The 20,921-nt window shown below is 71.8% G+C and carries 20 protein-coding genes; 7 read left to right on the top strand and 13 right to left on the bottom strand.

The window, feature by feature from the left end; translation table 11 throughout:
• The first annotated feature begins 15 nt into the window (after positions 1 to 15).
• From V2W30_RS05200 to V2W30_RS05185, 4 genes are all read left to right on the top strand, one after another.
• On the top strand, positions 16 to 690 hold the full coding sequence (locus tag V2W30_RS05200; protein ID WP_338694028.1) for an urease accessory protein UreF: 675 nt from the start codon (positions 16 to 18) through the stop codon (positions 688 to 690).
• Between the two features lie 50 nt (positions 691 to 740).
• On the top strand, positions 741 to 1,418 hold the full coding sequence (ureG, locus tag V2W30_RS05195; protein WP_338694027.1) for an urease accessory protein UreG: 678 nt from the start codon (positions 741 to 743) through the stop codon (positions 1,416 to 1,418).
• A gap of 2 nt (positions 1,419 to 1,420) precedes the next feature.
• Positions 1,421 to 2,194, top strand: a complete 774-nt coding sequence (locus tag V2W30_RS05190; protein ID WP_338694026.1) for an urease accessory protein UreD — start codon at positions 1,421 to 1,423, stop codon at positions 2,192 to 2,194.
• A gap of 132 nt (positions 2,195 to 2,326) precedes the next feature.
• Positions 2,327 to 3,958, top strand: a complete 1,632-nt coding sequence (locus V2W30_RS05185) for an alpha/beta hydrolase (protein ID WP_338694025.1) — start codon at positions 2,327 to 2,329, stop codon at positions 3,956 to 3,958.
• Positions 3,959 to 3,971: 13 nt separating this feature from the next.
• On the opposite strand, the gene V2W30_RS05180 is transcribed toward V2W30_RS05185, so the two are convergent.
• Together V2W30_RS05180 and V2W30_RS05175 are read right to left on the bottom strand one after the other, a co-directional pair.
• The gene (locus V2W30_RS05180) at positions 3,972 to 5,009 is read right to left on the bottom strand and encodes an NAD(P)-dependent oxidoreductase (RefSeq protein WP_338694024.1); all 1,038 of its coding nucleotides are present in this window, start codon (positions 5,007 to 5,009) and stop codon (positions 3,972 to 3,974) included.
• A 62-nt stretch (positions 5,010 to 5,071) separates the two neighbouring features.
• Positions 5,072 to 5,788 carry a lysophospholipid acyltransferase family protein gene (locus V2W30_RS05175; protein ID WP_338694022.1) on the bottom strand — a complete coding sequence of 239 codons (717 nt, stop codon included), beginning with the start codon at positions 5,786 to 5,788 and terminating at the stop codon, positions 5,072 to 5,074.
• 203 nt (positions 5,789 to 5,991) lie between these two features.
• On the opposite strand from V2W30_RS05175, the gene V2W30_RS05170 reads away from it, so the two are divergent.
• Positions 5,992 to 6,387 carry an SSI family serine proteinase inhibitor gene (locus V2W30_RS05170; protein WP_338694020.1) on the top strand — a complete coding sequence of 132 codons (396 nt, stop codon included), beginning with the start codon at positions 5,992 to 5,994 and terminating at the stop codon, positions 6,385 to 6,387.
• Positions 6,388 to 6,415: 28 nt separating this feature from the next.
• Here V2W30_RS05170 and V2W30_RS05165 read toward each other — a convergent pair whose 3' ends face one another.
• From V2W30_RS05165 to V2W30_RS05145, 5 genes are all read right to left on the bottom strand, one after another.
• Entirely contained in the window at positions 6,416 to 6,574 is a 159-nt protein-coding gene (locus V2W30_RS05165) for a hypothetical protein (RefSeq protein ID WP_324768595.1), read from the bottom strand.
• Between the two features lie 100 nt (positions 6,575 to 6,674).
• Positions 6,675 to 7,628, bottom strand: a complete 954-nt coding sequence (locus V2W30_RS05160) for a cytochrome c oxidase assembly protein (protein ID WP_338694016.1) — start codon at positions 7,626 to 7,628, stop codon at positions 6,675 to 6,677.
• Positions 7,629 to 7,786: 158 nt separating this feature from the next.
• A complete protein-coding gene (locus tag V2W30_RS05155) occupies positions 7,787 to 8,812 on the bottom strand; it encodes a 6-phosphofructokinase (RefSeq protein WP_338694015.1) in 1,026 nt (341 codons plus the stop codon).
• Between the two features lie 168 nt (positions 8,813 to 8,980).
• The gene (locus tag V2W30_RS05150; protein ID WP_338694014.1) at positions 8,981 to 9,712 is read right to left on the bottom strand and encodes a glutamine amidotransferase; all 732 of its coding nucleotides are present in this window, start codon (positions 9,710 to 9,712) and stop codon (positions 8,981 to 8,983) included.
• A gap of 41 nt (positions 9,713 to 9,753) precedes the next feature.
• The gene (locus V2W30_RS05145; RefSeq protein WP_338694013.1) at positions 9,754 to 10,992 is read right to left on the bottom strand and encodes a MurT ligase domain-containing protein; all 1,239 of its coding nucleotides are present in this window, start codon (positions 10,990 to 10,992) and stop codon (positions 9,754 to 9,756) included.
• Between the two features lie 140 nt (positions 10,993 to 11,132).
• Here V2W30_RS05145 and def point away from each other — a divergent pair, with 140 nt between their 5' ends.
• Entirely contained in the window at positions 11,133 to 11,687 is a 555-nt protein-coding gene (gene def / locus V2W30_RS05140) for a peptide deformylase (RefSeq protein ID WP_338694011.1), read from the top strand.
• Between the two features lie 12 nt (positions 11,688 to 11,699).
• Here def and V2W30_RS05135 read toward each other — a convergent pair whose 3' ends face one another.
• Positions 11,700 to 12,353, bottom strand: a complete 654-nt coding sequence (locus V2W30_RS05135; protein ID WP_338694010.1) for a TetR family transcriptional regulator — start codon at positions 12,351 to 12,353, stop codon at positions 11,700 to 11,702.
• Between the two features lie 162 nt (positions 12,354 to 12,515).
• Between V2W30_RS05135 and V2W30_RS05130 the strand changes: the two genes are divergently transcribed.
• Positions 12,516 to 13,742: an acyl-CoA dehydrogenase family protein gene (locus V2W30_RS05130; RefSeq protein ID WP_338694008.1), complete on the top strand. Its 1,227-nt coding sequence runs from the start codon at positions 12,516 to 12,518 to the stop codon at positions 13,740 to 13,742.
• Between the two features lie 16 nt (positions 13,743 to 13,758).
• Here V2W30_RS05130 and V2W30_RS05125 read toward each other — a convergent pair whose 3' ends face one another.
• The 5 genes from V2W30_RS05125 to V2W30_RS05105 all read right to left on the bottom strand — a co-directional run bounded on the left by V2W30_RS05125 (position 13,759) and on the right by V2W30_RS05105 (position 20,828).
• The gene (locus V2W30_RS05125) at positions 13,759 to 14,295 is read right to left on the bottom strand and encodes a cupin domain-containing protein (RefSeq protein ID WP_338694006.1); all 537 of its coding nucleotides are present in this window, start codon (positions 14,293 to 14,295) and stop codon (positions 13,759 to 13,761) included.
• Complete coding sequence (locus V2W30_RS05120) at positions 14,292 to 15,512, bottom strand: cytochrome P450 (protein WP_338694004.1); 1,221 nt, start codon at positions 15,510 to 15,512, stop codon at positions 14,292 to 14,294. Before V2W30_RS05120 ends, V2W30_RS05125 begins: the two co-directional genes overlap by 4 nt.
• Positions 15,509 to 16,591: a type III polyketide synthase gene (locus V2W30_RS05115; protein WP_338694002.1), complete on the bottom strand. Its 1,083-nt coding sequence runs from the start codon at positions 16,589 to 16,591 to the stop codon at positions 15,509 to 15,511. The genes V2W30_RS05120 and V2W30_RS05115 overlap by 4 nt, the downstream gene beginning before the upstream one ends.
• A 137-nt stretch (positions 16,592 to 16,728) precedes the next feature.
• On the bottom strand, positions 16,729 to 18,036 hold the full coding sequence (locus V2W30_RS05110) for an SWF or SNF family helicase (RefSeq protein ID WP_425244486.1): 1,308 nt from the start codon (positions 18,034 to 18,036) through the stop codon (positions 16,729 to 16,731).
• Positions 18,033 to 20,828, bottom strand: coding sequence for a DEAD/DEAH box helicase (locus V2W30_RS05105; protein ID WP_338694000.1), 2,796 nt, complete (start codon positions 20,826 to 20,828; stop codon positions 18,033 to 18,035). Before V2W30_RS05105 ends, V2W30_RS05110 begins: the two co-directional genes overlap by 4 nt.
• Between the last annotated feature and the right edge of the window lie 93 nt (positions 20,829 to 20,921).

Genomic DNA, 20,921 nt, shown 5'->3' with positions numbered 1-20,921 from the left:
CTGCGTGCGTACGTCATGACCCGCGCAGCACTGCTCGTCCTGGCCGACGGCCGCTTCCCTGCCGGAGGGCACGCCCACTCCGGCGGGGCGGAGGCCGCCGTCAAGGCGGGACGCGTCACCGGAGGGCCGAGCCTGGAGGAGTTCTGCCGCGGCCGGCTGCACACCTCCGGCGCCGTCTCCGCGGCCCTCGCCGCGGCGGCCGCCCTCGGCGTCGATCCCGTCGCGCTCGACACGGCCGCCGACGCCCGGACCCCCTCCGCGGCGCTGCGCGTCGCGGCCCGCAAACTCGGCCGGCAGCTGATGCGGGCCGCCCGCGCCACCTGGCCGCACCCCGAACTCGACGCCCTGGCAAGGCAGTTCCCCAAGGGAGCGCACCAGCCGGTCGTGCTCGGCCTCGCCGCCCGCGCGGCCGGGCTCGGGCCCGAGGACGCCGCGTACTGCTCCGCGTACGAGGGTGTCAGCGGGCCCGCGACCGCCGTCGTACGTCTGCTGAGCCTCGACCCGTTCGACGCCACCGGGGCTCTGGCGCGACTCGCGCCCGAGGTCGACCAGGTCGTCGTCGCCGCCGTGGACGCGGCGAGACGCGCGCTCGACGAAGGCGTCGACGCGCTGCCCGCCGGATCCGCGCCGCTCCTCGAGATCGGCGCGGAGGCCCATGCCGCCTGGCCCGTGCGGTTGTTCGCTTCCTAGCGGAGCGCCCTGTCGGAGTCACGCCCCCCTGAGACTGGAGCCGTAGAACCATGCATCTCGACCACTCCCACGACGGCCCCGCCGCCGTCTCCGCCGACGCCCGCCGCCCCGACGGCACCCGCCGCGCCCTGCGCATCGGACTCGGCGGACCCGTCGGATCGGGCAAGACCGCGACCGTCGCCGCGCTGTGCCGCGCGCTGCGTGACGAGCTGTCCCTGGCCGTCGTCACCAACGACATCTACACGCGCGAGGACGCCGAGTTCCTGCTGCGCGAGGCCGTCCTGCCGCCCGAGCGGATCACCGCCGTGGAGACCGGGGCCTGCCCGCACACCGCGATCCGGGACGACATCTCCGCCAACCTGGAGGCGGTCGAGGACCTGGAGGACGAGGTCGGGCCGCTCGACCTGATCCTCGTCGAGTCCGGCGGCGACAACCTCACCGCCACCTTCTCCAAGGGCCTCGTCGACGCCCAGGTCTTCGTCATCGACGTCGCGGGCGGCGACGACATCCCGCGCAAGGGCGGTCCGGGCGTCACCACCGCCGACCTGCTCGTCATCAACAAGACCGACCTCGCCCCGTACGTCGGCTCCGACCTCGCCCGGATGGCCGCCGACGCCAAGGACCAGCGGGCCGAACTCCCGGTCGTCCTCCAGTCGTTGCGCTCCGAGGCGGGCGTCGCGGACGTCGCCGCGTGGGTGCGGGCGCAGCTCGCCGCGTGGACCGTATGACCATGGGGGAGGCGCGGGCGGGGGTGCGTTCCACGGCCCGTGTCGAGGCGCGCGGCGACGGACGCGGCGGCACGGCGCTGCCCGTCCTGGAGAGCGAGGGCTCGCTCGCGCTGCGCCGCACCCGGGCCGCCACCGACGCCGAGGCCCGCGTGATGCTCGTCGGTGCCATGAGCGGGCCGCTCGGCGGCGACCACTTCACCGTGGAGGCCCACGCGGAGCCCGGCGCCCACCTGCGTGTCGGCTCCGTCGCGGCGACCCTCGCGCTGCCCGGACAGGCCAAGGGCGAGGCGCGCTACGACGTCCGGCTCACCGTCGCCGAAGGGGCCCGACTCGACTGGCTGCCCGAGCAGTTGATCTCCGCGAACGGCAGTGATCTGCGGGTCACGACCCGCGCCGAGCTCGCCCCCGGCGCCCACCTGGTGCTGCGCGAGGAGCAGGTCCTCGGCCGCGTCGGCGAGCAGCCGGGCCGGCTCACCAGCCGCCTGACCGTGTACCGCGACGGGCGCCCGCTGCTCGACCAGGAGCTGGCCTGCGGCCCCGGCGCGCCCGGCGGCTGGGACGGCCCTGCCGTGCTGGCCGGACACCGCGCCCTCGGGCAACTCGTCGTCGTACGGCCGCGGTTCGCGACGGACAAGCCGTCCGCGGCCCTGCTCGACGAGGCGGGCACCGCCGCGCTCACCCCGCTCGCGGGACCCGCCGTCCTGGTCACTGCGGTCGCCCCCGACGCGCTGCGGTTGCGCCGCACGCTGGACGCGGCACTGCGCCGACTGGCCTGACCCGCTCACCGGGACGAGTTATACCGTTTATCGGATTGGTAAAGAACGTCTGTCATCTCTGTTGTCAGGGACCCTCCACGCGACAGGATCCGCGTACCGATCGTCAACACGATCGACGTAACGCTCGAAACGATGTGCGGGAGGCCTCACTTGAGACGGACTCGACAGGCGAGTCGTGGCAGCCGGAAGGTGGCGATCGGTTCCGCGGGCGCCTTCGCCGCCGCGGCCCTGATAGCGGGAGCGGTCGCCGCCCCCGCCAACGCCGGGACGCCGCAGACCGGCAGCAGCACCCAGAACCGTGAGGCGACGGGCGCCGCGATCGCCGCGGCCAGGGCCGAGAAGGCCGGCATCGACTGGAAGGACTGCCCCGCGGACTGGGGCATCGCCAAGCCCATCCAGTGCGGCTACGTCAGTGTGCCGCTGGACTACGCGAAGCCGTACGGCAAGCAGATCAAGCTCGCCGTCGACCGCATCGGCAGCACCGGCACCAAGGACGAGCGCCAGGGCGCCCTCGTCTACAACCCGGGCGGCCCCGGCGGTTCCGGCATGCGCTTCCCGACGCGCGTGACCAACAAGAACCCGCTGTGGACGAAGACCTCGAAGGCGTACGACTTCGTCGGCTTCGACCCGCGCGGCGTCGGCCACTCCACGCCGATCTCCTGCGTCGACCCGCAGGAGTACGTCAAGGCGCCGAAGGCCGACCCGGTCCCCGACACCGAGGCGGACAAGCTCGCCCAGCGCAAGCTCGCCAAGGAGTACGCGGACGGCTGTTACGAGCGCAGTGGCGAGATGCTGCCGCACATGACGACGCCGAACACCGCGCGCGACCTCGACGTCATCCGTGCCGCGCTCGGCGAGAAGAAGCTGAACTACCTGGGCGTCTCGTACGGCACCTACCTGGGCGCCGTCTACGGCACGCTCTTCCCGGGCCACGTCCGCCGCATGATCGTGGACAGCGTCGTCAACCCGGCCAAGGACAACATCTGGTACCAGGCCAACCTGAACCAGGACATCGCGTTCGAGGGCCGCTGGAAGGACTGGCAGGACTGGGTCGCGAAGAACGACGCCACCTTCCACCTCGGCGACACCCGCGCCAAGGTCCAGGAGCAGTGGCTGACCCTGCGCGCCGCCGCGAAGAAGAGCCCCATCGGCGGGGTCGTCGGCCCGGCCGAGCTGATCTCCTTCTTCCAGAGCGCGCCGTACTACGACTCCTCGTGGGTGCCGGTCGCCCAGGTGTGGAGCAAGTACGTCGCCGGTGACACGCAGGCGCTGGTCGACGCGGCCTCCCCCGACATGTCGGACACCGCGGGCAACGCGTCCTCGGAGAACGGCAACGCGGTCTACACCGCCGTCGAGTGCGCCGACGCCAAGTGGCCGACCAGCTGGTCCAAGTGGGACAAGGACAACACCGCGCTCCACAAGGACTACCCGTTCATGACGTGGGCCAACGCGTGGATGAACCTCCCCTGCGCCACGTGGAAGACCAAGCAGCAGACCCCGATCGACGTGAAGACGGGCAAGGGCCTGCCCTCCGTCCTCATCGTGCAGTCGGAGCGCGACGCCGCCACCCCGTACGAGGGCGCCGTTGAGCTGCACAAGCGCTTCAAGGGCTCCCGCCTGATCACCGAGAAGGACGCGGGCTCGCACGGTGTCACCGGTCTGACCAACCCCTGCATCAACGACCGGGTCGACACGTACCTGCTCACCGGCGCGACCGACAGCAAGGACGTGACGTGCACGCCGCACGCCACCCCCAAGCCGTAGTCGTTCCGTAGACCTACCGGGCCGAGGACGCCAGCCAGGCGTCCTCGGCCGCGTAGTCGAACAGCCCGGTCGTGTAGTTCGCCACCATCGTCGGGAAGCCGTCGACCCAGTCCTGCTCCCGCAGCCGCTGCGACAGCCAGCTCACCGTCTCGGGCAGGGCGTCCGCGTACGTCGTCAGCGGCTTGTAGCCCAGCTCCCGCTCCGCCGCGGACATGTCGAACAGGAACGGGTGCGGCAGCGACCACGGGGTGTTCCCGACCGTCTCGCTCGGCGGGGGACCGTCGATCAGCACCGTCTCCGTCTCGATCCCCATCAGCCCGTCGATCATCGCGCCGATCTCGGCGACGCTGGGACAGTCGGGGTCCGCCGCGTTCAGGACCCGCGCACCGGGCCGCGCCGCGGAGAGCCGCACCAGCTCCGCCACGTTCCGCACGCTCACCGGGTGGAACCGGCTCTCACCGCCGTACGCGAGGACGCGACGGCGCCGCCCGTCGAGGTTCCGCTTCACGAAGTACAGCTCCCGCGGCGTACGGCAGTGCCGGCCGTGGACGGCGGACGCCCGCAGCAGCGTCGTCGGCAGCTTCTCCCCGAGTGCCAGCAGATCCCGCTCCAGCTGGACCTTCCGCCTGCCGTACGTGCCGTCGCCGGGCGCGACCGTCCGGTCGGTCTCCGTCACCGGGCCCGCGTGGAGCGGCCAGCCGTCCGGCTCGTCCTGGGTGTCGAAGCTGCGGCCGCGCTCGTCCTCGTAGACCGCCCCGCTGGAGATCACGACGGCCGAGCCCACGCGACCGGCGAGGTCCGCGAGCTGCTGCCCGTGCCGCCGCTGGAAGGCCACCATGTCCACGACGAGGTCGACGCCGTCCCCGACGAGCGCGGCGAGTGCCGCGTCGTCCTCACGGTCGAGGAGCGCCGTGCGCACCCCCTCGGGCCAGGCCTCGTCCCTGGTGCCGCGCCGTGAGGCCGCCGTCACCTCCCAGCCGTCCTCCGCGAGCGCCCGCACCGCGGGTCGCCCGATCTGTCCTGCCGCCCCGATCACCAATGCCGTCTTCATGGCCCGGACGCTACGGCGATCAAGGACGCCGGGACAGGGTTTTCTGCCCAGCGCAGAGCGGTTCAGCTGAGCGGCATCCGCGGGAACCTGCGCGCCTTCGCCGCCTCGGCCTCCGCCTTGACCAGCGCCGCGTACTTGTCGACGTACTCCTGGCCGGACAGCTCCAGGATCGCGTACATGATCTCGTCCGTGACGGCCCGCAGGATGGCCTTCTCGCCCTCCATCCCCGCGTACCGCGAGAAGTCCAGCGGGCGGCCGAAGCGGATCGTCACCCGCCGCATGTTCGGGATCTTCTGACCGGGCGGCTGGGCCTCGAACGTGCCGATCATCGCGCACGGGATCACCGGCACCTGCGCCTTCAGGGCCATGGCGGCGACGCCCACCTTGCCCTTGTACAGGCGCCCGTCGTGCGAGCGCGTGCCCTCCGGGTAGATGCCGAGCAGTTCGCCGCGGCGCAGCACCCCCAGACCCTCGCGGATCGCGGCCTGTCCCGCCTCCTTGCCCGAGCGGTCGACCGGGATCTGACCGGCGCTGCGGAAGAACGCGGCGGTCAGCCGGCCCTTGATCCCGGGGCCGGTGAAGTACTCGGCCTTCGCCAGGAACGTGATCCGGCGCTTGATGATCGCGGGCATCAGGAAGTGGTCGGAGAACGACAGATGATTGCCCGCGACGATCGCGGCGCCGGAGTCCGGCATGTGTTCCAGACCCTCGATCCTGGGCCGGAACATCAGCCGCAGCAGCGGCCCGAGGAGCACGTACTTGAGCAGTCGGTAGAACATTCCGCTCGCCTTCCCCCATGAGGCTGCACCGAGGAGGTGCGCAGTGCGTGGACCGGGTGCGTGCGCACAGTAGTCAATCGTCGGCGCGGACGCGAGAGCCCGATCGGGCCCTGTCCGGAGCCCGTGCGGCGCGTCCGCTTGGCAGCGGCGGCCGCGGAAGGTGGCCTGTTGCCCCCTGACGTCCAGCCCCGGAGGCCCACGCCATGCGTTCTCTCCCTCTCGCCGCAGCCGCGCTCCTGTCCCTCGCCGTGGCCGCTCCCGCCCACGCGGTCGTCGAGCCGACCCCGCAGCCCGGTTTGTTCCTGACGGTCTCCGGCGACGAGAACACCTGGATCCGGGGCGTGCTGCTGCGCTGCGCGCCCGAGCCGTCGGGGCACCACCCGTACGCGGCTGAGGCGTGCGCCGAGCTGGACGCGGCGGGCGGCGACCTCGACGGACCGCTGACGCCGGAGGGGGCCGCGCGGATCTGCACGAAGGAGTACGCCCCGGTCACCGTCAGCGCCATCGGCTCGCACCGCGGCATGATGGTCGCCTGGCACAAGACGTACGGCAACGCCTGCGAGATGGACGCCGCGACGGGCCACGTCTTCCGCTTCTGACCCCGCCGGCCGCCGGGCGGCCCGCGACTCAGGCGCTCCTGGACGCCACCATCGCCACCGTGATCAGGCCGAGCACGACCCAGCCGAACCACAGCCAGCCGTTGCTCCCCAGCGCCACCGTGTAGGCGGTCACGGCCACCAGACCTCCGACGGTGAACACGCCCATCGTCTTCGTGGATCCGGGCATCACGCACCCTCCTCCCGGCAGCCAGGACGGCGTACGTGCGGTGTGCGGCGCCCGAAGCCGCGGCCAGAAGGCCATAGTCACCCGTGAGGGGGTGGTGGCGCTACTGTCCGCGCGCGTTCAGGGAGGCCAGATAAGCGTTGTACTCCGCCAGCTCCTTGTCGCCGTCCCGGTCCGCGGCGCGGTCCTTGCGCCGCGCCTGCCGGTCGTCCGACTTCTTCCACTGGAACAGCAACGCGAGCAGCACCAGGACCGACGGCACCTCACTGAACGCCCACGCGATGCCGCCGGCCGCCGTCTGATCGGCGAGCGGATCGATGCCGAGGGAGGCCGGCGGATTGTCGAACGTGCCGACCATCGTGGTGCTCGCCATCATCAGCGCGATGCCGAAGAACGCGTGGAACGGCATGCCCGCGAACAGCTCCAGCATGCGCATCACATAGCCGGGACGGTGCGGTCCCGGGTCCACGCCCATGATCGGCCAGAAGAACACCAGGCCCACGGCGAGGAAGTGCACCATCATCCCGAGGTGCCCGATCCTCGACCCCATCAGGAAGTCGAACAACGGCGTGAAATAGAGGGCGTACAGGCTCGCGATGAACAGCGGGATCGTGAACGCGGGATGCGTGATGATCCGCATGTAGCGACTGTGCAGCAGCATCAGGAGCAGCTCGCGCGGACCCTTGTTGCCGCGCTTGGCCGCCACCGGCAGCGCCCGCAGCGCGAGCGTGACCGGCGCGCCCATCAGCAGCAGGATCGGCGACAACATGCTGATGACCATGTGCTGCACCATGTGCACGCTGAACATGACCATGCCGTAGTCGTTCAGCTTGGTGCACATCACCAGACCGATGGTGAGCACACCCACGACGAACGTGAGGGTCCGGGAGAGCGGCCAGGAGTCGCCGCGCCGGGCGAGCCGGACGACGCCCCACCCGTACAGGGCGAGCGCGAGGAGGCAGCCCACGAGGAAGAAGGGGTCGGCCGACCATTCCAGGCCCCGCCCCAGCGTGAACGGCGGCAGATCCATGTTCATGCCGTGCCCGCTGTGATCCATCCGCCGGCTCCTGTTGCTCGTTTCGTACGGATTGTGCGCCACCAGACTAGAACCGCCCCCGGGCGCGGTCGCGGCCGGGGGCGGTTCTCGGCAAAAGGAACCTAAAGAGCGTCGGTTCTCATGAGCGGCGTCACGAGCAGGGGGTCACCGGCGCGGTGTCACAACACGCACTCGGCCTCGGCGTACCGCTCCTCGGGCACGGTCTTCAGCGTCTGCACGGCCTCCGCGAGCGACACCATCACGATGTCGGTGCCGCGCAGCGCGGTCATCTTGCCGAACTCCCCGCGGTGCACCGCCTCGACGGCGTGCCAGCCGAACCGCGTCGCGAGCACCCGGTCGTACGCGGTGGGCGTGCCGCCGCGCTGCACATGGCCGAGGATCACCGGACGCGCCTCCTTGCCGAGGCGCTCCTCCAGCTCGACGGAGAGCTGCCGCGCGATCCCCGCGAAGCGCTCGTGGCCGTAGACGTCCTTGACGCCCTCGTCGAACTCCATCGAACCGGCGCGGGGCTTGGCGCCCTCGGCGGCGACGACGATGGCGAACTTCTTGCCGGCCTCGAACCGCTCGCCGACCTTCGCGGCCAGCTCGTCGATGTCGAAGGGGCGCTCCGGTACGACGATGGCGTGCGCGCCGGCGGCCATGCCCGAGTGGAGGGCGATCCAGCCGGTGTGCCGCCCCATGACCTCGACGATCAGCACGCGCTGGTGCGACTCGGCGGTGGTCTTCAGCCGGTCGAGCGCCTCGGTCGCCACACCGACGGCGGTGTCGAAGCCGAAGGTGACGTCCGTGACGGCGATGTCGTTGTCGATGGTCTTCGGAACGCCCACGATCGGCAGTCCGCTGTCGGACAGCAGACGGGCCGCCTTGAGCGTGCCCTCGCCGCCGATCGGGATGATCGCGTCAAGACCGAGATCGGCGACATGGCCCTTGGCCCGCTCGACGCCGTCCCGCAGATGGGCGGGCTGCACCCGGGAGGAGCCGAGGATGGTGCCGCCGCGGGCGAGGATGCCGCCCACCGCGTCCAGGTCCAGCTTGCGGTAGTCGCATTCGAGCAGGCCCTTCCATCCGTCGTGGAAGCCGATGACCTCGTCGCCGTGGTCGACGACGGCACGGTGCACGACCGAACGGATCACGGCGTTCAGCCCGGGACAGTCGCCGCCTGAGGTGAGGACACCAATACGCATAAGCCCGGGATACCTTTGCAAACGTGGGCCGATGACCGGACCACGTCGTCCGGCTGGATCCCCCGTACCTTATCGGCGCACGGGGGGCCGTCCGTAAGAGGCGTCCGCCAGCTGGACACTCCCGCTCATATGGGCGCGCGAGCGCCCCGAAGGGGCCGGTGAGGACGCTCAGGCGGGCTGCGCGGTCGCGGCGGCGATCCGCTCGTCGCGGAGCGCGTCGTACCAGCGGTCGTCCACCGGGGGCAGCGCGTTCACATCGAGCGCCAGCTTCAGCAGCAGGTCCGCGATCAGCGGATTACGGGCCAGCACGGGACCGTGCATGTACGTGCCGAACACCGTGTCGTTGAAGGCGCCTTCGGTGCCGTCCCCCGTGCCGTTGCCCTTGCCGAGGCGGGTGCGGGCGAACGGCCGCGCCGAGGGGCCGAGGTGCGTGACGCCCTGGTGGTTCTCGAACCCGGTCAGCGGCGGCAGGCCCAACTGCGGGTCGATGTCGGCCAGTACGTCACCGACGCACCGCTCGCCCTCGCCGCGCGTGGAGACGACGTCGAGCAGACCGAGGCCGGGCTCGCGCTCGCCGAGGTCGTTGATGAACTCGTGGCCGAGGATCTGGTACCCGGCGCACACGGAGAACACGATCGCGCCGTTGCCCACCGCGCGCTGGAGGCCGCCGTCACGGCGCAGCCGCTCGGCCGCCAGGCGCTGCGGGCGGTCCTCGCCGCCGCCGATCAGGTAGATGTCACCGGACGTGGGCACCGGCTGGTCGCTGCGCACGTCGTAGCGCTCGACCTGGAGGCGGCGCTGACGCGCGCGGCGCTCCACCACGAGGGCGTTGCCCTGGTCGCCGTAGGTGCTCAGCAGGTCGGGGTAGACCCACACGAGACGCAGGCTGCTGTCGCTCATGCTCATGATCCTTAAGAGGCTTCCTGGTCGTATGGCTCGGGTCAGTTGCCCACGCGGCGGCGGACGTCCTGGAAGGCGGTGTAGTTGGCGATCAGCTCGATGCGTCCGGGCGGGGACATCTGCACCGCCTCGTCGAGCGTCTCGCAGACCCGGAACTCCAGGCCCGCGACCTCGAGCCGGACCGCCAGGTCGAGCTTGCGGTCGCCGATCACGCAGATCGGGTGCCCGGAGAGCCGCGTGTAGTCGACGTCCCACAGCCAGGACGTGTCGGTGCCGTCCGCACCGCGCGCGTTCACCGAAAGGATCACCGGGGTGGGCGGCGGGTCGATCAGAGTGAACGTTTCGAGCCAGCCCGCCGGGTTCTTGGCGAGCAGCAGGCGCAGGTCCCGGTTCAGGAACTGCACGACGTCGTAGCGGCCCGCGACCGCCTGGACCTGGTACATGCGCTCCAGGGCGACCTGCGGCGGAACGCCGAAGCAGGCGGCGACGGCGGCCGAGGTCGCCGCGTTCGCCTTGTTGGCGCGGCCCGGCAGCTGGAGGTGGATCGGCCAGGCGGAGCCGTGCGGGTCCAGGACGTAGTCGCCCTGAAGCGCCCAGCTCGCGGTCGGGCGGCGGAAGCCGCACTCGCCGCAGAACCAGTCGTCGCCGGGGCGCTGCATCACGCCGCCGCACGCCGGGCAGGACCAGGCGTCGTCCTTCCACTCCTGGCCCGCGGCGACCCACACCACGTTCGGCGAGGAGGAGGCGGCCCACACGATGAGCGGGTCGTCGGCGTTCGCGATCACGAGGGACTTCGAACCGGCGAGGCCCTCGCGCCACTTCTCGGCGAGCATGCGGGTCTCGGCGGCGCGGTCGAGCTGGTCGCGCGAGAGGTTGAGCAGCGCGATCGCCTTGGGGTCCGTGTCACGGGCGACACCGGCCAGGTACTTCTCGTCGACCTCGATGACACCGAACTTGGCGTCGGAACCGCCGGCCAGGGCGGAGGTGATGCCCGCGGGCATGTTCGCGCCCAGCGCGTTCGAGACGACCGGGCCGCTGGCGCGCAGGGCCTCGGCGATCAGACGCGTGGTCGTCGTCTTGCCGTTGGTGGCGGAGACGAGCACCACGTCCAGGTGCTGGGCGAGCCGTCCGAGCAGCTCCGGGTCGAGCTTGAGGGCGACCTTGCCGCCGATCACCGATCCGCTGCCGCGTCCTGCCGCGCGCGACACCGCGGCCGCTGCCTTGCCGGCCGTCACGGCCAGCTTGGCCCGCGGAGTCATCGACTCCGAGTTGGCTGCCATCTTCCTGGGTCCTCCTTGCGTACGGCGCCGCGCCTGCCCCCGGCATCGTTTCGGCCTCAGCCTATCGAGAAGGTCTGACAAGCCCGAACTGCGGCACCACCTGCGAAACGGGGTGCTTACCGGACCGTACCCTTACCGCCATGCGACACGGCTCGATCCCGGGCGCCTCAGGGCGCGTACGACCCCTGACCCTGCTCGGTGACCCCGTGCTCCATCAACCGTGCGCGGACGTCACGGACTTCGGCCCTTCGCTCGCGCGGCTGGTGGAGGACATGTTCGCCACCATGTACGCGGCGCAGGGCGTGGGTCTCGCGGCGAACCAAGTGGGCGAGGCGTTGCGGGTGTTCGTCTACGACTGCGAGGACGACGACGATGTACGGCACGTCGGCCACGTCGTGAACCCGCGACTCGTGGCGGCGGACGGCGTGGTGGTGCGCGGTCCCGAGGGCTGTCTGTCGCTGCCGGGTCTGGAGGCCGGCACGCCGCGCTTCGACCACGCGCGCGTGGAGGGGCAGGACGTGCACGGCGACCCGGTGGTCGTCCATGGAACGGGGTGGTTCGCGCGCTGCCTCCAGCACGAGTGCGACCACGTGGAGGGCCGCACGTACACGGACCGGGTCACCGGATGGCGCAGGCGCCGGGTGCTGCGTCAGGCGGCGCGGGCGCCGTGGGCGGCGAACAACGCGGCGCGGTAGCGCCCGCGGGGCTCAGAATCCCGGGCCGCCGGCCTTGTCGCCCGCGGCGGCGAGCCGTCCCCACAGGAGGTCGGCGAGTCCCTGGACCAGTTCGGCCCGCGTGCACGGCCGGTCCCCGAGCCACCAGTCGCCCGCGGCGTGCATCATCCCGACGATCCCGTGCCCCCATACGCGCGCGAGTTGCTGACTCGCGGGCCCGAGGTCCACGCGCTCCTCGATGACCTCGGCCAGTTCCTCGCCCATGCGACGGAGCAGCGGGGCGGAGTGTCGGCCGACGTCGAACCCGGAGTCGCCGGGGGAACCCTCCGCCGGATGCATCAGGAACCGGTAGACCTGCGGCCTGGCCTCGATCGCCGCGAGGTAGGTGTCGAGCGTGGCCTCCACGCGCTCACGCCGCTCGGCGGGGGCGTCGAGAGCGGCCCGCAGCGAGGCGAGCAGCGCGTCCGTGTGGCGGGTGGCGAGGGCCGCGTAGAGGCCGCCCTTGTCGCCGAAGTGCCGGTAGAGGATCGGCTTGGTGATCCCGGCCTCGGCCGCGATCGCGTTCATCGACGCACCCGGGCCGTCCCGGAGCACCACGCGGTCCGCGGCCTCGAGCAGCTCACGCCGCCGGCGCTCGGCCGCGGACCGTTGATCCGCGCGCTGCTCGGTCCGCTGTGTGGTCTCCATGAGGTCTCCCCGCCCGTGCGATTGCTTGACGCACGCGAAAGGTAACACCCGATGGCCATGCGGTATCGAACGCGTACTCGGAGGTTGACATTGCCTACTGGCCAGTAACAGACTCTCGTTACCGCAAGTAACATATGCAGTGTACGCAGCCCTGGAGGGGTTATGGCCGAGTTCACCATGGATCTCAACGACGAGCAGAAAGAAGTCCGTGACTGGCTTCACGGATTTGCCGCCGATGTGATCCGCCCCGCGGCCGCCGAGTGGGACGAACGCGAGGAGACTCCCTGGCCGGTCATCCAGGAAGCGGCCAAGCTCGGAATCTACTCCCTCGACTTCTACGCGCAGCAGTTCTTCGACCCGACCGGCCTCGGTATTCCGATGGCCATGGAGGAGCTGTTCTGGGGCGACGCGGGCATCGCCCTGTCGATCGTCGGTACGGGCCTCGCCGCGGTCGGCGTCCTCGCCAACGGCACCGAGGAGCAGATAGGGACCTGGATCCCGCAGATGTACGGCGACGTGAACGACGTGAAGGTGGCCGCCTTCTGCTCCTCCGAGCCGGACGCCGGTTCCGACGTCGCCTCCATGCGCACGCGTGCCGTGTACGACGAGGCCAAGGATGAGTGGGTCCTCAACGGCACCAAGACGTGGGCGACGAACGGCGGAATCGCCAACGTCCACGTGGTCGTCGCCTCCATCGACCCCGAACTCGGCTCCAAGGGGCACGCCTCCTTCATCGTGCCGCCGAACACTCCGGGACTGTCCCAGGGGCAGAAGTTCAAGAAGCACGGCATCCGCGCCTCGCACACGGCCGAGGTCGTTCTGGAGAACGTCCGGGTCCCCGGCTCCTGCCTGCTCGGCGGCAAGGACAAGCTGGACGAGCGGCTCGCCCGCGCGCGTGAGAAGGCCGCCAAGGGGGGCGAGCGCGTGAAGAACGCCGCGATGGCCACCTTCGAGGCGTCGCGTCCGGCCGTCGGCGCGATGGCGGTGGGCACCGCCCGCGCCGCCTACGAAGAGGCACTGGAGTACGCGAAGACGCGCGAGCAGTTCGGCCGCCCGATCATCGACAACCAGGGCATCGCGTTCCAGCTGGCGGACATGCGCACCCAGATCGACGCCGCGCGCCTCCTGGTGTGGCGTGCCTCGTGGATGGCGACCACGGGCAAGAAGTTCGAGAGCGCCGAGGGCTCCATGTCCAAGCTGTTCGCGAGCGAGACCGCGAAGAAGGTCACCGCGCAGGCGATCCAGATCCTGGGCGGGAACGGGTTCACGCGGGAGTACCCCGTGGAGCGCATGCACCGTGACGCGGCGATCTACACGATCTTCGAGGGCACGAGCGAGATCCAGCGTCTGGTCATCGCCCGCACCCTCGCCGGGATGCCGATCCGCTAGTGAGTGGGCCGCTGCGTCACGGAGTGCCGTGGCGCAGCGGTGTCAGCTGTTCGATGTCGTAGCGGGAGCGGAGTTCCTCGATGGCTCCGTGGTCGGGCGGTCCGTCCGCGGAGAGGATCTCCAGGAGTTCCTCGAAGTAGCGCTCGTGGTCGGGCGGGGGAGAGGCCTGGAAGAACATCTTCGCCGGGGACCCCGTCGGGTTCGCGAACGCGTGCGGGCAACCGGGGGGCACCACGATCACCGTCCCCGGAGTGGCCCGCACGACCCGGTTGCCCGAGAGGGACCGCCAGCGCTGCCAGTGGTCCGCCGTACGCACCCGTGGTTCGAAGGCCAGCACGTCCAGCTCGCCCTCGAGGACGTAGAACAGCTCCTCGCTCCTCGTGTGCACATGGGCGCCCACGTCGAAGCCCGGCGGCACCACCACCTCGAAGCTCGACGCGATACGCGAATGGTTGCCGGTGACCTTGAAGGTGACCTGCTGCGCCGCCGTGCGCACGGTGCGGCCGTGGCCCGGCGGCACCAGGAGCCCCTCGGACGGTGTCAGCGCCGTCATCCGGACGCCGACCAGGTCACCGGCATGGCCTCGGGCCCACGGATCAACGCGCCCTTGCGGAAAGGGACTTGATCCGCGGGCACCGCCAGACGCAGATCCGGGAAGCGGTCCAGCAGGGCGCCCACCAGCAGCTCCGACTCCAGCCGCGCCAGCATGCCGCCCACGCAGTAGTGCGGGCCGAAGCCGAAGGAGACGTGCGGGTTCGGGGCACGGTCGAAGTCGATGCGATCGGGGTCGGGGAACACGTCGGGGTCCCGGTTGGCCGCCAGATACGACACGTACACCGGGTCGCCCTCGCTGATCCGCACCCCCGCGACGTCGACGTCCTCCAGGGCGATCCGGGACAGGCCGACGGCGCTGCGGTGGGGGATGTAGCGCAGGAGTTCGTCGATGGCCTGCGGGCGCAGCGCCGGCTCCGCCCGCAGCCGCTCGGCGAGGTCGGGGCGGGTGAGCAGGATGTAGGCCATGTTGCCGCAGTTGTTCGTGACTGCCTCGCCGCCGATCTGGACGAGCACCGCGAGCCCCACCGCCTCGTCCTCGGTGAGCTCGCCCGCGCCGACCGACGTGCCCAGCAGGGAGGCCACGTCCTCGCCCGTCCCGTCGTCGCGCGAGCGGATCAGCCGCGCGAAGTAGGCCGACATCTCGTTCTTGGCGCGCTCACTGACCTCGGCGCCGTGCGCGGACGAAAGGATCAGCTGCGTCCAGGTGTGCATCAGGTGCCGGTCTGCGGCGGGCACGCCCATCAGTTCGCAGATCACGGCGATGGGGAAGGGCGCGAGGAGACGCTCCGTGAGGTCGGTCGGCGGGCCGTCCCGCAGGACGCCGGTGACCAGTTCGTCCAGCAGCTCCTGCGCGCTGGTGCGCAGCCGCTCCACACCACGCGCGGTGAACGCCGCCGCGACCGAGCGGCGCAGCCGCGTGTGGTCCGGCGGATCGGCGAAGCCGACGGCCCCGGCCTGCGGGATGAAGTGCGGTGCCAGACGCGTGACGTGCCGGCCGACGACGGCCTCACGGCTGAAGCGCGAATCGTTGGTCACCGTGCGCACGTCGTCGTAGCGCGTCACCAGCCAGGCCCAGCCCTCACCGTTCGGCAGCTGGACCCGGGTCACCGGCCCCTCGTCCATCAGCCGGGTCAGGACCGGGTCGAAGTCGACCCCGTGCAGGTCCAGAGCGGGCCACTGGTGGACCGGCGGCCTGGTGGTGGTGTCCTCGGTCATACGGTGGCCTCCGCGAGCGCTGAGCGGTCGTCCGAGCGGCTCCAGCGTCCCAGCGACATCTCGGCGGTGATCCCCGGCCCGAACCCGGCGAGCAGCCCGCGCGCCGTGTCGTGCGGTCCGCCCTCGTCGAACAGCCGGCGCAGCGCGTCGAGGACGACGGCACTGGCGATGTTGCCGTACTCGGTGAGCGTGGCCCTGCTGAACCGGAAGGCGTCCGGCGGGACTTGGAGGAACTTGCTGAGGTCGTCCAGGATGCGCGGGCCGCCCGCGTGAATGATGTAGAAGTCCAGCTCCGAGGCGTTCCAGCCGTGCCGTCCCGCCAGCTCCTGAAGGGCCGGCGCGAGCGGCTCCATCGTGGTCGGCACCCGCTTGTCGAGCATGAAGTGGAACCCGGTGGCGCGGACGTCGTACGCGATCCAGTCCTCGGTCTTCGGGATGAGGTACGAGCCGTTGCGCTCCAGGGTGATGCCGGTGCCGCCGCGTCCGCGGACCACCGCCGCGGCGACGCCGTCGCCGAAGAGGCCGTTCGACAGGAGCGAGCCGACGCCCAGATCGGTGGGCTGGTAGCACAGCGAGCAGAACTCGCAGGCCACGATCAGCGCGTTCGCCTCCGGATACGCGGTGCAGAAGTCGTGCGCCCGGTTCACCGCCGCTCCGCCCGCGGCGCAGCCCAGCTGTGCGATCGGTATCTGGCGGGTGTCGCTGGAGAAGTCCATCGCGTTGATCAGCCACGCGGTCAGCGACGGCATCATGAAGCCGGTGCACGACACGTAGATGATCACGTCGATGTCCGTCGTCCGCAGCCCCGCGTCGTCGAGCGCGCGCCGCACCACGGCGGGCACCCGGGCCTTGGCCTCCGCTTCGTAGAGCGCGTTGCGCTCCGCGAAGCCGGGATGCTTCAGGGTCTCCTCGATGGGTTGCACGATGTGCCGCGTCCGCACGCCGGTGTTCTCGATCAGCCTGAGGGCGAGCGGGAGTTGCGGGTGGTCCGCGTGGTGCGCGCGTGCGAGATCGAGCGTCTCCTCCATGGTGATCACGTGTTCCGGAACGGAGACAGCGGGTCTGCACAAAGTCGCCATGAGCCTGCGCCTTCTGGTTGCCCCCCGGCTGTGAGTGCCTCCCTGGATGAAGGGAGGTCCACCCACGATCGCCCGCCGCGCGCCGTTCGTCCCGTCGGACTACTCCATGCCGGTCGCGGCGGCGGGGTCACACAGTGTTACTCCTCGCCGGATCCCAGGGCCGTGGCCAGCGCGGACGCGGGGTCCGACGCCGCCGGGCCGGCCGGGGCCCAGCGGCCCCGCTCCTTGCGGTAGGGCCACCAGCGGCCGTCACGCCCCAGACGCAGCTGGGCGTCCGCCCCGGAGACGGTCCAGCGACCCCGGGCCGCCTTGAGGACGGGGCGCTCGTCGGCGTCCCAGGCCGCGTCCAGGGCGGCACGCGCGCGTGCCGCCGCGTTCGCGTCGGGCGTCCACTCCTCCTCCAGGACGGCGAGAGCCGCCGCCCCGCCGTGCTCCCAGGCACGCACGGCCAGCGCCAGACCCTCGGCGTCCCGGTCCGAACCGCGGGCGAGCCGGGCGGCGATGTGCGGCTGCGGCCCGGCCGCGGCGAGGCGTACGGAGTCCTGCCGCATCGCGAGCTCCGGCCGGGGCGCGCGTCGGTCGTGCCCGTCGCTCAGCGCCTCCGCGAGGAGCCCGTGGGCCGCGACCGCCGCTCGGGCGGCCAGGAACTCCAGCGCCGCCGGGTCCGTGCCGGTGGGGGCCGGTGTCTCCGTGTCCAGGGACGGCGGCAGGCCGGGCTCCGCGGGCAGCGCGGGCGGGCCGGGCAGCGGCGGCAGTACGAGCGCGGACGCGTAGGCCTCCGCCGCGTCCACGCCCTCGGCCTCCTGGGGTGGCGCGGCGACCGGCTCCGCGCGGGCGGCGCTGCGCATCTGAAGCTCGTCGAGCAGCGCCCCCTCAGCGCGCCCGCGCAGCAGGAGCAGCACGAACGGATCCTGGTCGAGCAGACGGGCCAGCTGGTAGCTCAGGGCCGCCGTGTGCGCACAGTGGTCCCACGCGTCGCAGTCGCAGCGCGCCTCCAGGTCGCCGATGCCCGGCAGGAGTTCGACGCCGGCCGCGGCGGCGTCCTCCACCAGGTGCGGAGGCATGTCGCGGTCGAGCAGCGCCGCGATGTGCCCGGCCCGCTCCACGGCCATGCCCAGGAACCGGTCCCAGTCCTCCTCGCCCAGCGGCTGGAGCAGGACGTCGGAGCGATGCGGAACGCCCCGGTCCACGACGACGGCGGTGATCCGGCCCGGCCGCACGGACACCGCGCCGACCGCACCGGCGCGCGCCAGCCTGCGCCCCGCCTTGAGCTGGGAGAGTTCCAGCGCGGTGTCCTCCAGGGCCTTCAGCCAGGCCTGGCCCCACCAGGTCTGCGCGAACCCGCGCCCGTGCGCGGGCGGCAGCGCCGCGAACGTACGCTCCTCGGCGCCGTGCTCGTCATACATGTCGCTGTCGCCGTCCATGGCTTCGTACATGTCGCTCATCGGGCGCCCCCTCGCAGTTCGACCAGATCGGCCAGCGCGGCATCGCTCAGCTCGGTCAGAGCGGCTTCGCCCGAGCCGAGGACCGCGTCGGCCAACTCCCTTTTGCGCAGCAGCATCTCGGCGATGCGATCCTCGATCGTGCCCTCCGCGATCAGCCGGTGCACCTGCACGGGACGGGTCTGCCCGATCCGGTACGCGCGGTCGGTGGCCTGTGCCTCCACGGCCGGGTTCCACCAGCGGTCGTAGTGCACCACGTGCTCCGCGCGCGTGAGGTTGAGGCCGGTACCCGCCGCCTTCAAAGAGAGCAGGAAGACCGGCACCTCACCGTCCTGGAAGCGCCGCACCATGGTCTCGCGGGTCGCGACCGGTGTGCCTCCGTGGAGGAACTGCGTCGCGATGCCCCGGGCCGCGAGATGGCGCTCCACGAGGCGGGCCATCTGCACGTACTGGGTGAAGACGAGGACGCTCGCGTCCTCCGCCAGGATCGTGTCCAGGAGTTCGTCGAGCAGTTCCAGCTTCCCGGAGCGGCCGGCGATGCGCGGGTTGTCCTCCTTGAGGTACTGCGCCGGGTGGTTGCAGATCTGCTTCAGGGCCGTCAGGAGCTTGACGATCAGGCCGCGCCGCTCGAACCCGTCCGCTCCGGAGATCTCCGCCAGGGTCTCCCGCACCACGGCCTCGTAGAGCCCGGTCTGCTCCTTGGTGAGCGACACCGCGCGGTCGGTCTCCGTCTTGGGCGGCAACTCGGGAGCGATGCCCGGATCCGACTTGCGGCGGCGCAACAGGAAAGGACCCACGAGCTTGGCGAGGCGCTGCGCGGCCGCCGGATCCGTACCGCCCTCGACGGCCTGGGCGTAGCGCGTGCGGAACGTGCCGAGCTTGCCGAGCAGCCCCGGTGTGGTCCAGTCGAGGATCGCCCAGAGCTCGGAGAGGTTGTTCTCCACGGGCGTGCCGGTGAGTGCCACGCGCGCGCGGGCGCCGATGGTGCGCAGTTCCTTGGCCGTCGCCGAGAAGGGGTTCTTCACGTGCTGCGCCTCGTCGGTGACCACCATCCCCCAGGCCACGGAGTTCAGCTGGGCGGCGTCCAGGCGCATGGTGCCGTACGTGGTCAGCACGAACTCGCCGTCGGCCACGTCCGCCAGGGAGCGGCGTCCTCCGTGGAAGCGGCGCACCGGGGTGCCGGGCGCGAACTTCTCGATCTCGCGCTGCCAGTTGCCCATGAGGGACGTCGGGCACACCACGAGCGTCGGGCCGGCGGTCTGGGGTGCCTCCTGCCGGTGCAGGTGCAGCGCGATCAGTGTGATGGTCTTGCCGAGGCCCATGTCGTCGGCGAGGCAGGCGCCGAGGCCCAGGGAGGTCATCCGGGCGAGCCAGCTCAGGCCGCGCAGCTGGTAGTCGCGCAGGTCGGCGGCGAGGGCGGCGGGCTGCCCGACCGGCTCCTGGCCCTCGGGGTCCGCGAGACGGTCCCTGAGCCCCGCCAGCCAGCCCGTGGGGCGCACCTCGACCCGGCGACCGTCGATCTCGGTGGAGCCCGTCAGAACGGCGCTCAGCGCGTCGACCGGCGTGACCTTGCGGTCCTGGTGGGTGCGGGCGCGCCGGGCCTCGGCCGGATCGACCAGCACCCACTGGTCGCGCAGCCGCACCACCGGGCGGTTGGCCTCGGCGAGGCGCTCCAGCTCGGCGCGGCTCAGCTCCTGTCCGCCGAGGGCGAATCGCCAGTCGAAGGCCAACAGGGCGTCCGCGGAGAGGAACGACGGAGCGTCCGAGGCGAGTTTGTCGGGACCGTCGTGGTCGGGCGGCCCGATCACCGCGCGCGCGGTGAACTTCCTCGCCAGTTCTCGCGGCCAGTGCACCTCGACGCCGGCCGCGGACAGCGCCCGCGCGCCCTCGCCGAGCAGGTCGGTGATCTCCTCGTCGGCGAGCTCGACCGCGTCCGGGACCGTGGCCGACAGCAGCGGCGTCAGCGGCGTCCACGCCCGCGCGGCGCGGCGCAGGGCCAGCAGCGCGTCCATCTGGGCCCGCGCCCCGAAGGTCTTGCCGGACGCCCCGGTCCCCGCCCACACCTCGGCCGCGTCCGCGATCAGCGTGGGGTCGCTGACGCTGTGCATCTGAAGCACCGCGCGGAACGGGAGGCGGGTCTCGTCCTCGGTGATCCGCGCGAGTCCGGGCACCTCGACGCGCAAGGAGATGCGTACGCCCGCGTCGTGCCCCGCGGCCACATCGGCCGCCCAGGGCCGGAGTTCGGGCACCCGCTGAGGAGCCCTGGCCGCGAACGCCGGGGACCCCGCGGCGAGCGTGGCGGCGGGCGAGCGCGGCAGCGAGTCGGCCACCGCGTCCAGGAAGGCCCGCACCAGGCGCTCCGGAGTGTGCAACCGCGGCGGCTCGTGACCGTCCAGCGGCACCGCGTGCGCCTCGGGCGGCATCGCGGCGGCCAGCTCCCGCACCCGCTCGACGTCCTCGGGGCGCAGCGGGCCGGCCCGCCACGCGTCGTGATCGCCGTCGCTGACGCCGGGCAACAGGAGCCCGCGCGCAGCGAGTTGGAGGGCGAGCAGCGCGGCCGTGCCCCAGAAAGCCGTCGTCGCGTCGGCCTGCGCGGCGCCGCGCGCGCGGGTGAGCACCGGCAGCGCGGACCGCATCGGCAACGTGACCGCGGGCACGGTCGCCAGTTCCACGCCGTCCTCGCCGGGCAGCGCCAGGGGCAGCTCGACGCGCGTGCCCGCCTCGGGCAGAGGTGGCTCGTCCTCGTCGGGGCGCCAGAAGGCGACGGTGGAGGCGCGCGCCGGGTCGCCGGGCACGAAGACGGCGCAACAGCGGGAGAGTTCGGTCGTCTCGGAGGGGGTGGGTGCGGGGTGCGTGTACTCGGGGATGACGGCTTCCTCGTATTCATC

It is taken from the genome of Streptomyces sp. Q6 (assembly GCF_036967205.1).
Classification (GTDB): domain Bacteria; phylum Actinomycetota; class Actinomycetes; order Streptomycetales; family Streptomycetaceae; genus Streptomyces; species Streptomyces citrinus.
Note: the sequence above shows the minus strand (reverse complement) of the source record. Positions and strands in the feature narration are given on the sequence as shown.

Bases quoted from the DNA above. Each gene is read 5' to 3' on its own strand.
- V2W30_RS05180 (WP_338694024.1), bottom strand. From the start codon at position 5,009: ATGAAGACGGCATTGGTGATCGGGGCGGCAGGACAGATCGGGCGACCC.
- V2W30_RS05150 (WP_338694014.1), bottom strand. From the start codon at position 9,712: ATGAGCGACAGCAGCCTGCGTCTCGTGTGGGTCTACCCCGACCTGCTG.
- V2W30_RS05185 (WP_338694025.1), top strand. From the start codon at position 2,327: ATGTGCGGGAGGCCTCACTTGAGACGGACTCGACAGGCGAGTCGTGGC.
- V2W30_RS05160 (WP_338694016.1), bottom strand. From the start codon at position 7,628: ATGGATCACAGCGGGCACGGCATGAACATGGATCTGCCGCCGTTCACG.
- V2W30_RS05130 (WP_338694008.1), top strand. From the start codon at position 12,516: ATGGCCGAGTTCACCATGGATCTCAACGACGAGCAGAAAGAAGTCCGT.
- V2W30_RS05200 (WP_338694028.1), top strand. From the start codon at position 16: ATGACCCGCGCAGCACTGCTCGTCCTGGCCGACGGCCGCTTCCCTGCC.
- V2W30_RS05135 (WP_338694010.1), bottom strand. From the start codon at position 12,353: ATGGAGACCACACAGCGGACCGAGCAGCGCGCGGATCAACGGTCCGCG.
- V2W30_RS05145 (WP_338694013.1), bottom strand. From the start codon at position 10,992: ATGGCAGCCAACTCGGAGTCGATGACTCCGCGGGCCAAGCTGGCCGTG.
- V2W30_RS05120 (WP_338694004.1), bottom strand. From the start codon at position 15,512: ATGACCGAGGACACCACCACCAGGCCGCCGGTCCACCAGTGGCCCGCT.
- def (WP_338694011.1), top strand. From the start codon at position 11,133: ATGCGACACGGCTCGATCCCGGGCGCCTCAGGGCGCGTACGACCCCTG.
- V2W30_RS05165 (WP_324768595.1), bottom strand. From the start codon at position 6,574: ATGCCCGGATCCACGAAGACGATGGGCGTGTTCACCGTCGGAGGTCTG.
- ureG (WP_338694027.1), top strand. From the start codon at position 741: ATGCATCTCGACCACTCCCACGACGGCCCCGCCGCCGTCTCCGCCGAC.
- V2W30_RS05170 (WP_338694020.1), top strand. From the start codon at position 5,992: ATGCGTTCTCTCCCTCTCGCCGCAGCCGCGCTCCTGTCCCTCGCCGTG.
- V2W30_RS05175 (WP_338694022.1), bottom strand. From the start codon at position 5,788: ATGTTCTACCGACTGCTCAAGTACGTGCTCCTCGGGCCGCTGCTGCGG.
- V2W30_RS05155 (WP_338694015.1), bottom strand. From the start codon at position 8,812: ATGCGTATTGGTGTCCTCACCTCAGGCGGCGACTGTCCCGGGCTGAAC.
- V2W30_RS05115 (WP_338694002.1), bottom strand. From the start codon at position 16,591: ATGGCGACTTTGTGCAGACCCGCTGTCTCCGTTCCGGAACACGTGATC.
- V2W30_RS05110 (WP_425244486.1), bottom strand. From the start codon at position 18,036: ATGAGCGACATGTACGAAGCCATGGACGGCGACAGCGACATGTATGAC.
- V2W30_RS05125 (WP_338694006.1), bottom strand. From the start codon at position 14,295: ATGACGGCGCTGACACCGTCCGAGGGGCTCCTGGTGCCGCCGGGCCAC.
- V2W30_RS05190 (WP_338694026.1), top strand. From the start codon at position 1,421: ATGGGGGAGGCGCGGGCGGGGGTGCGTTCCACGGCCCGTGTCGAGGCG.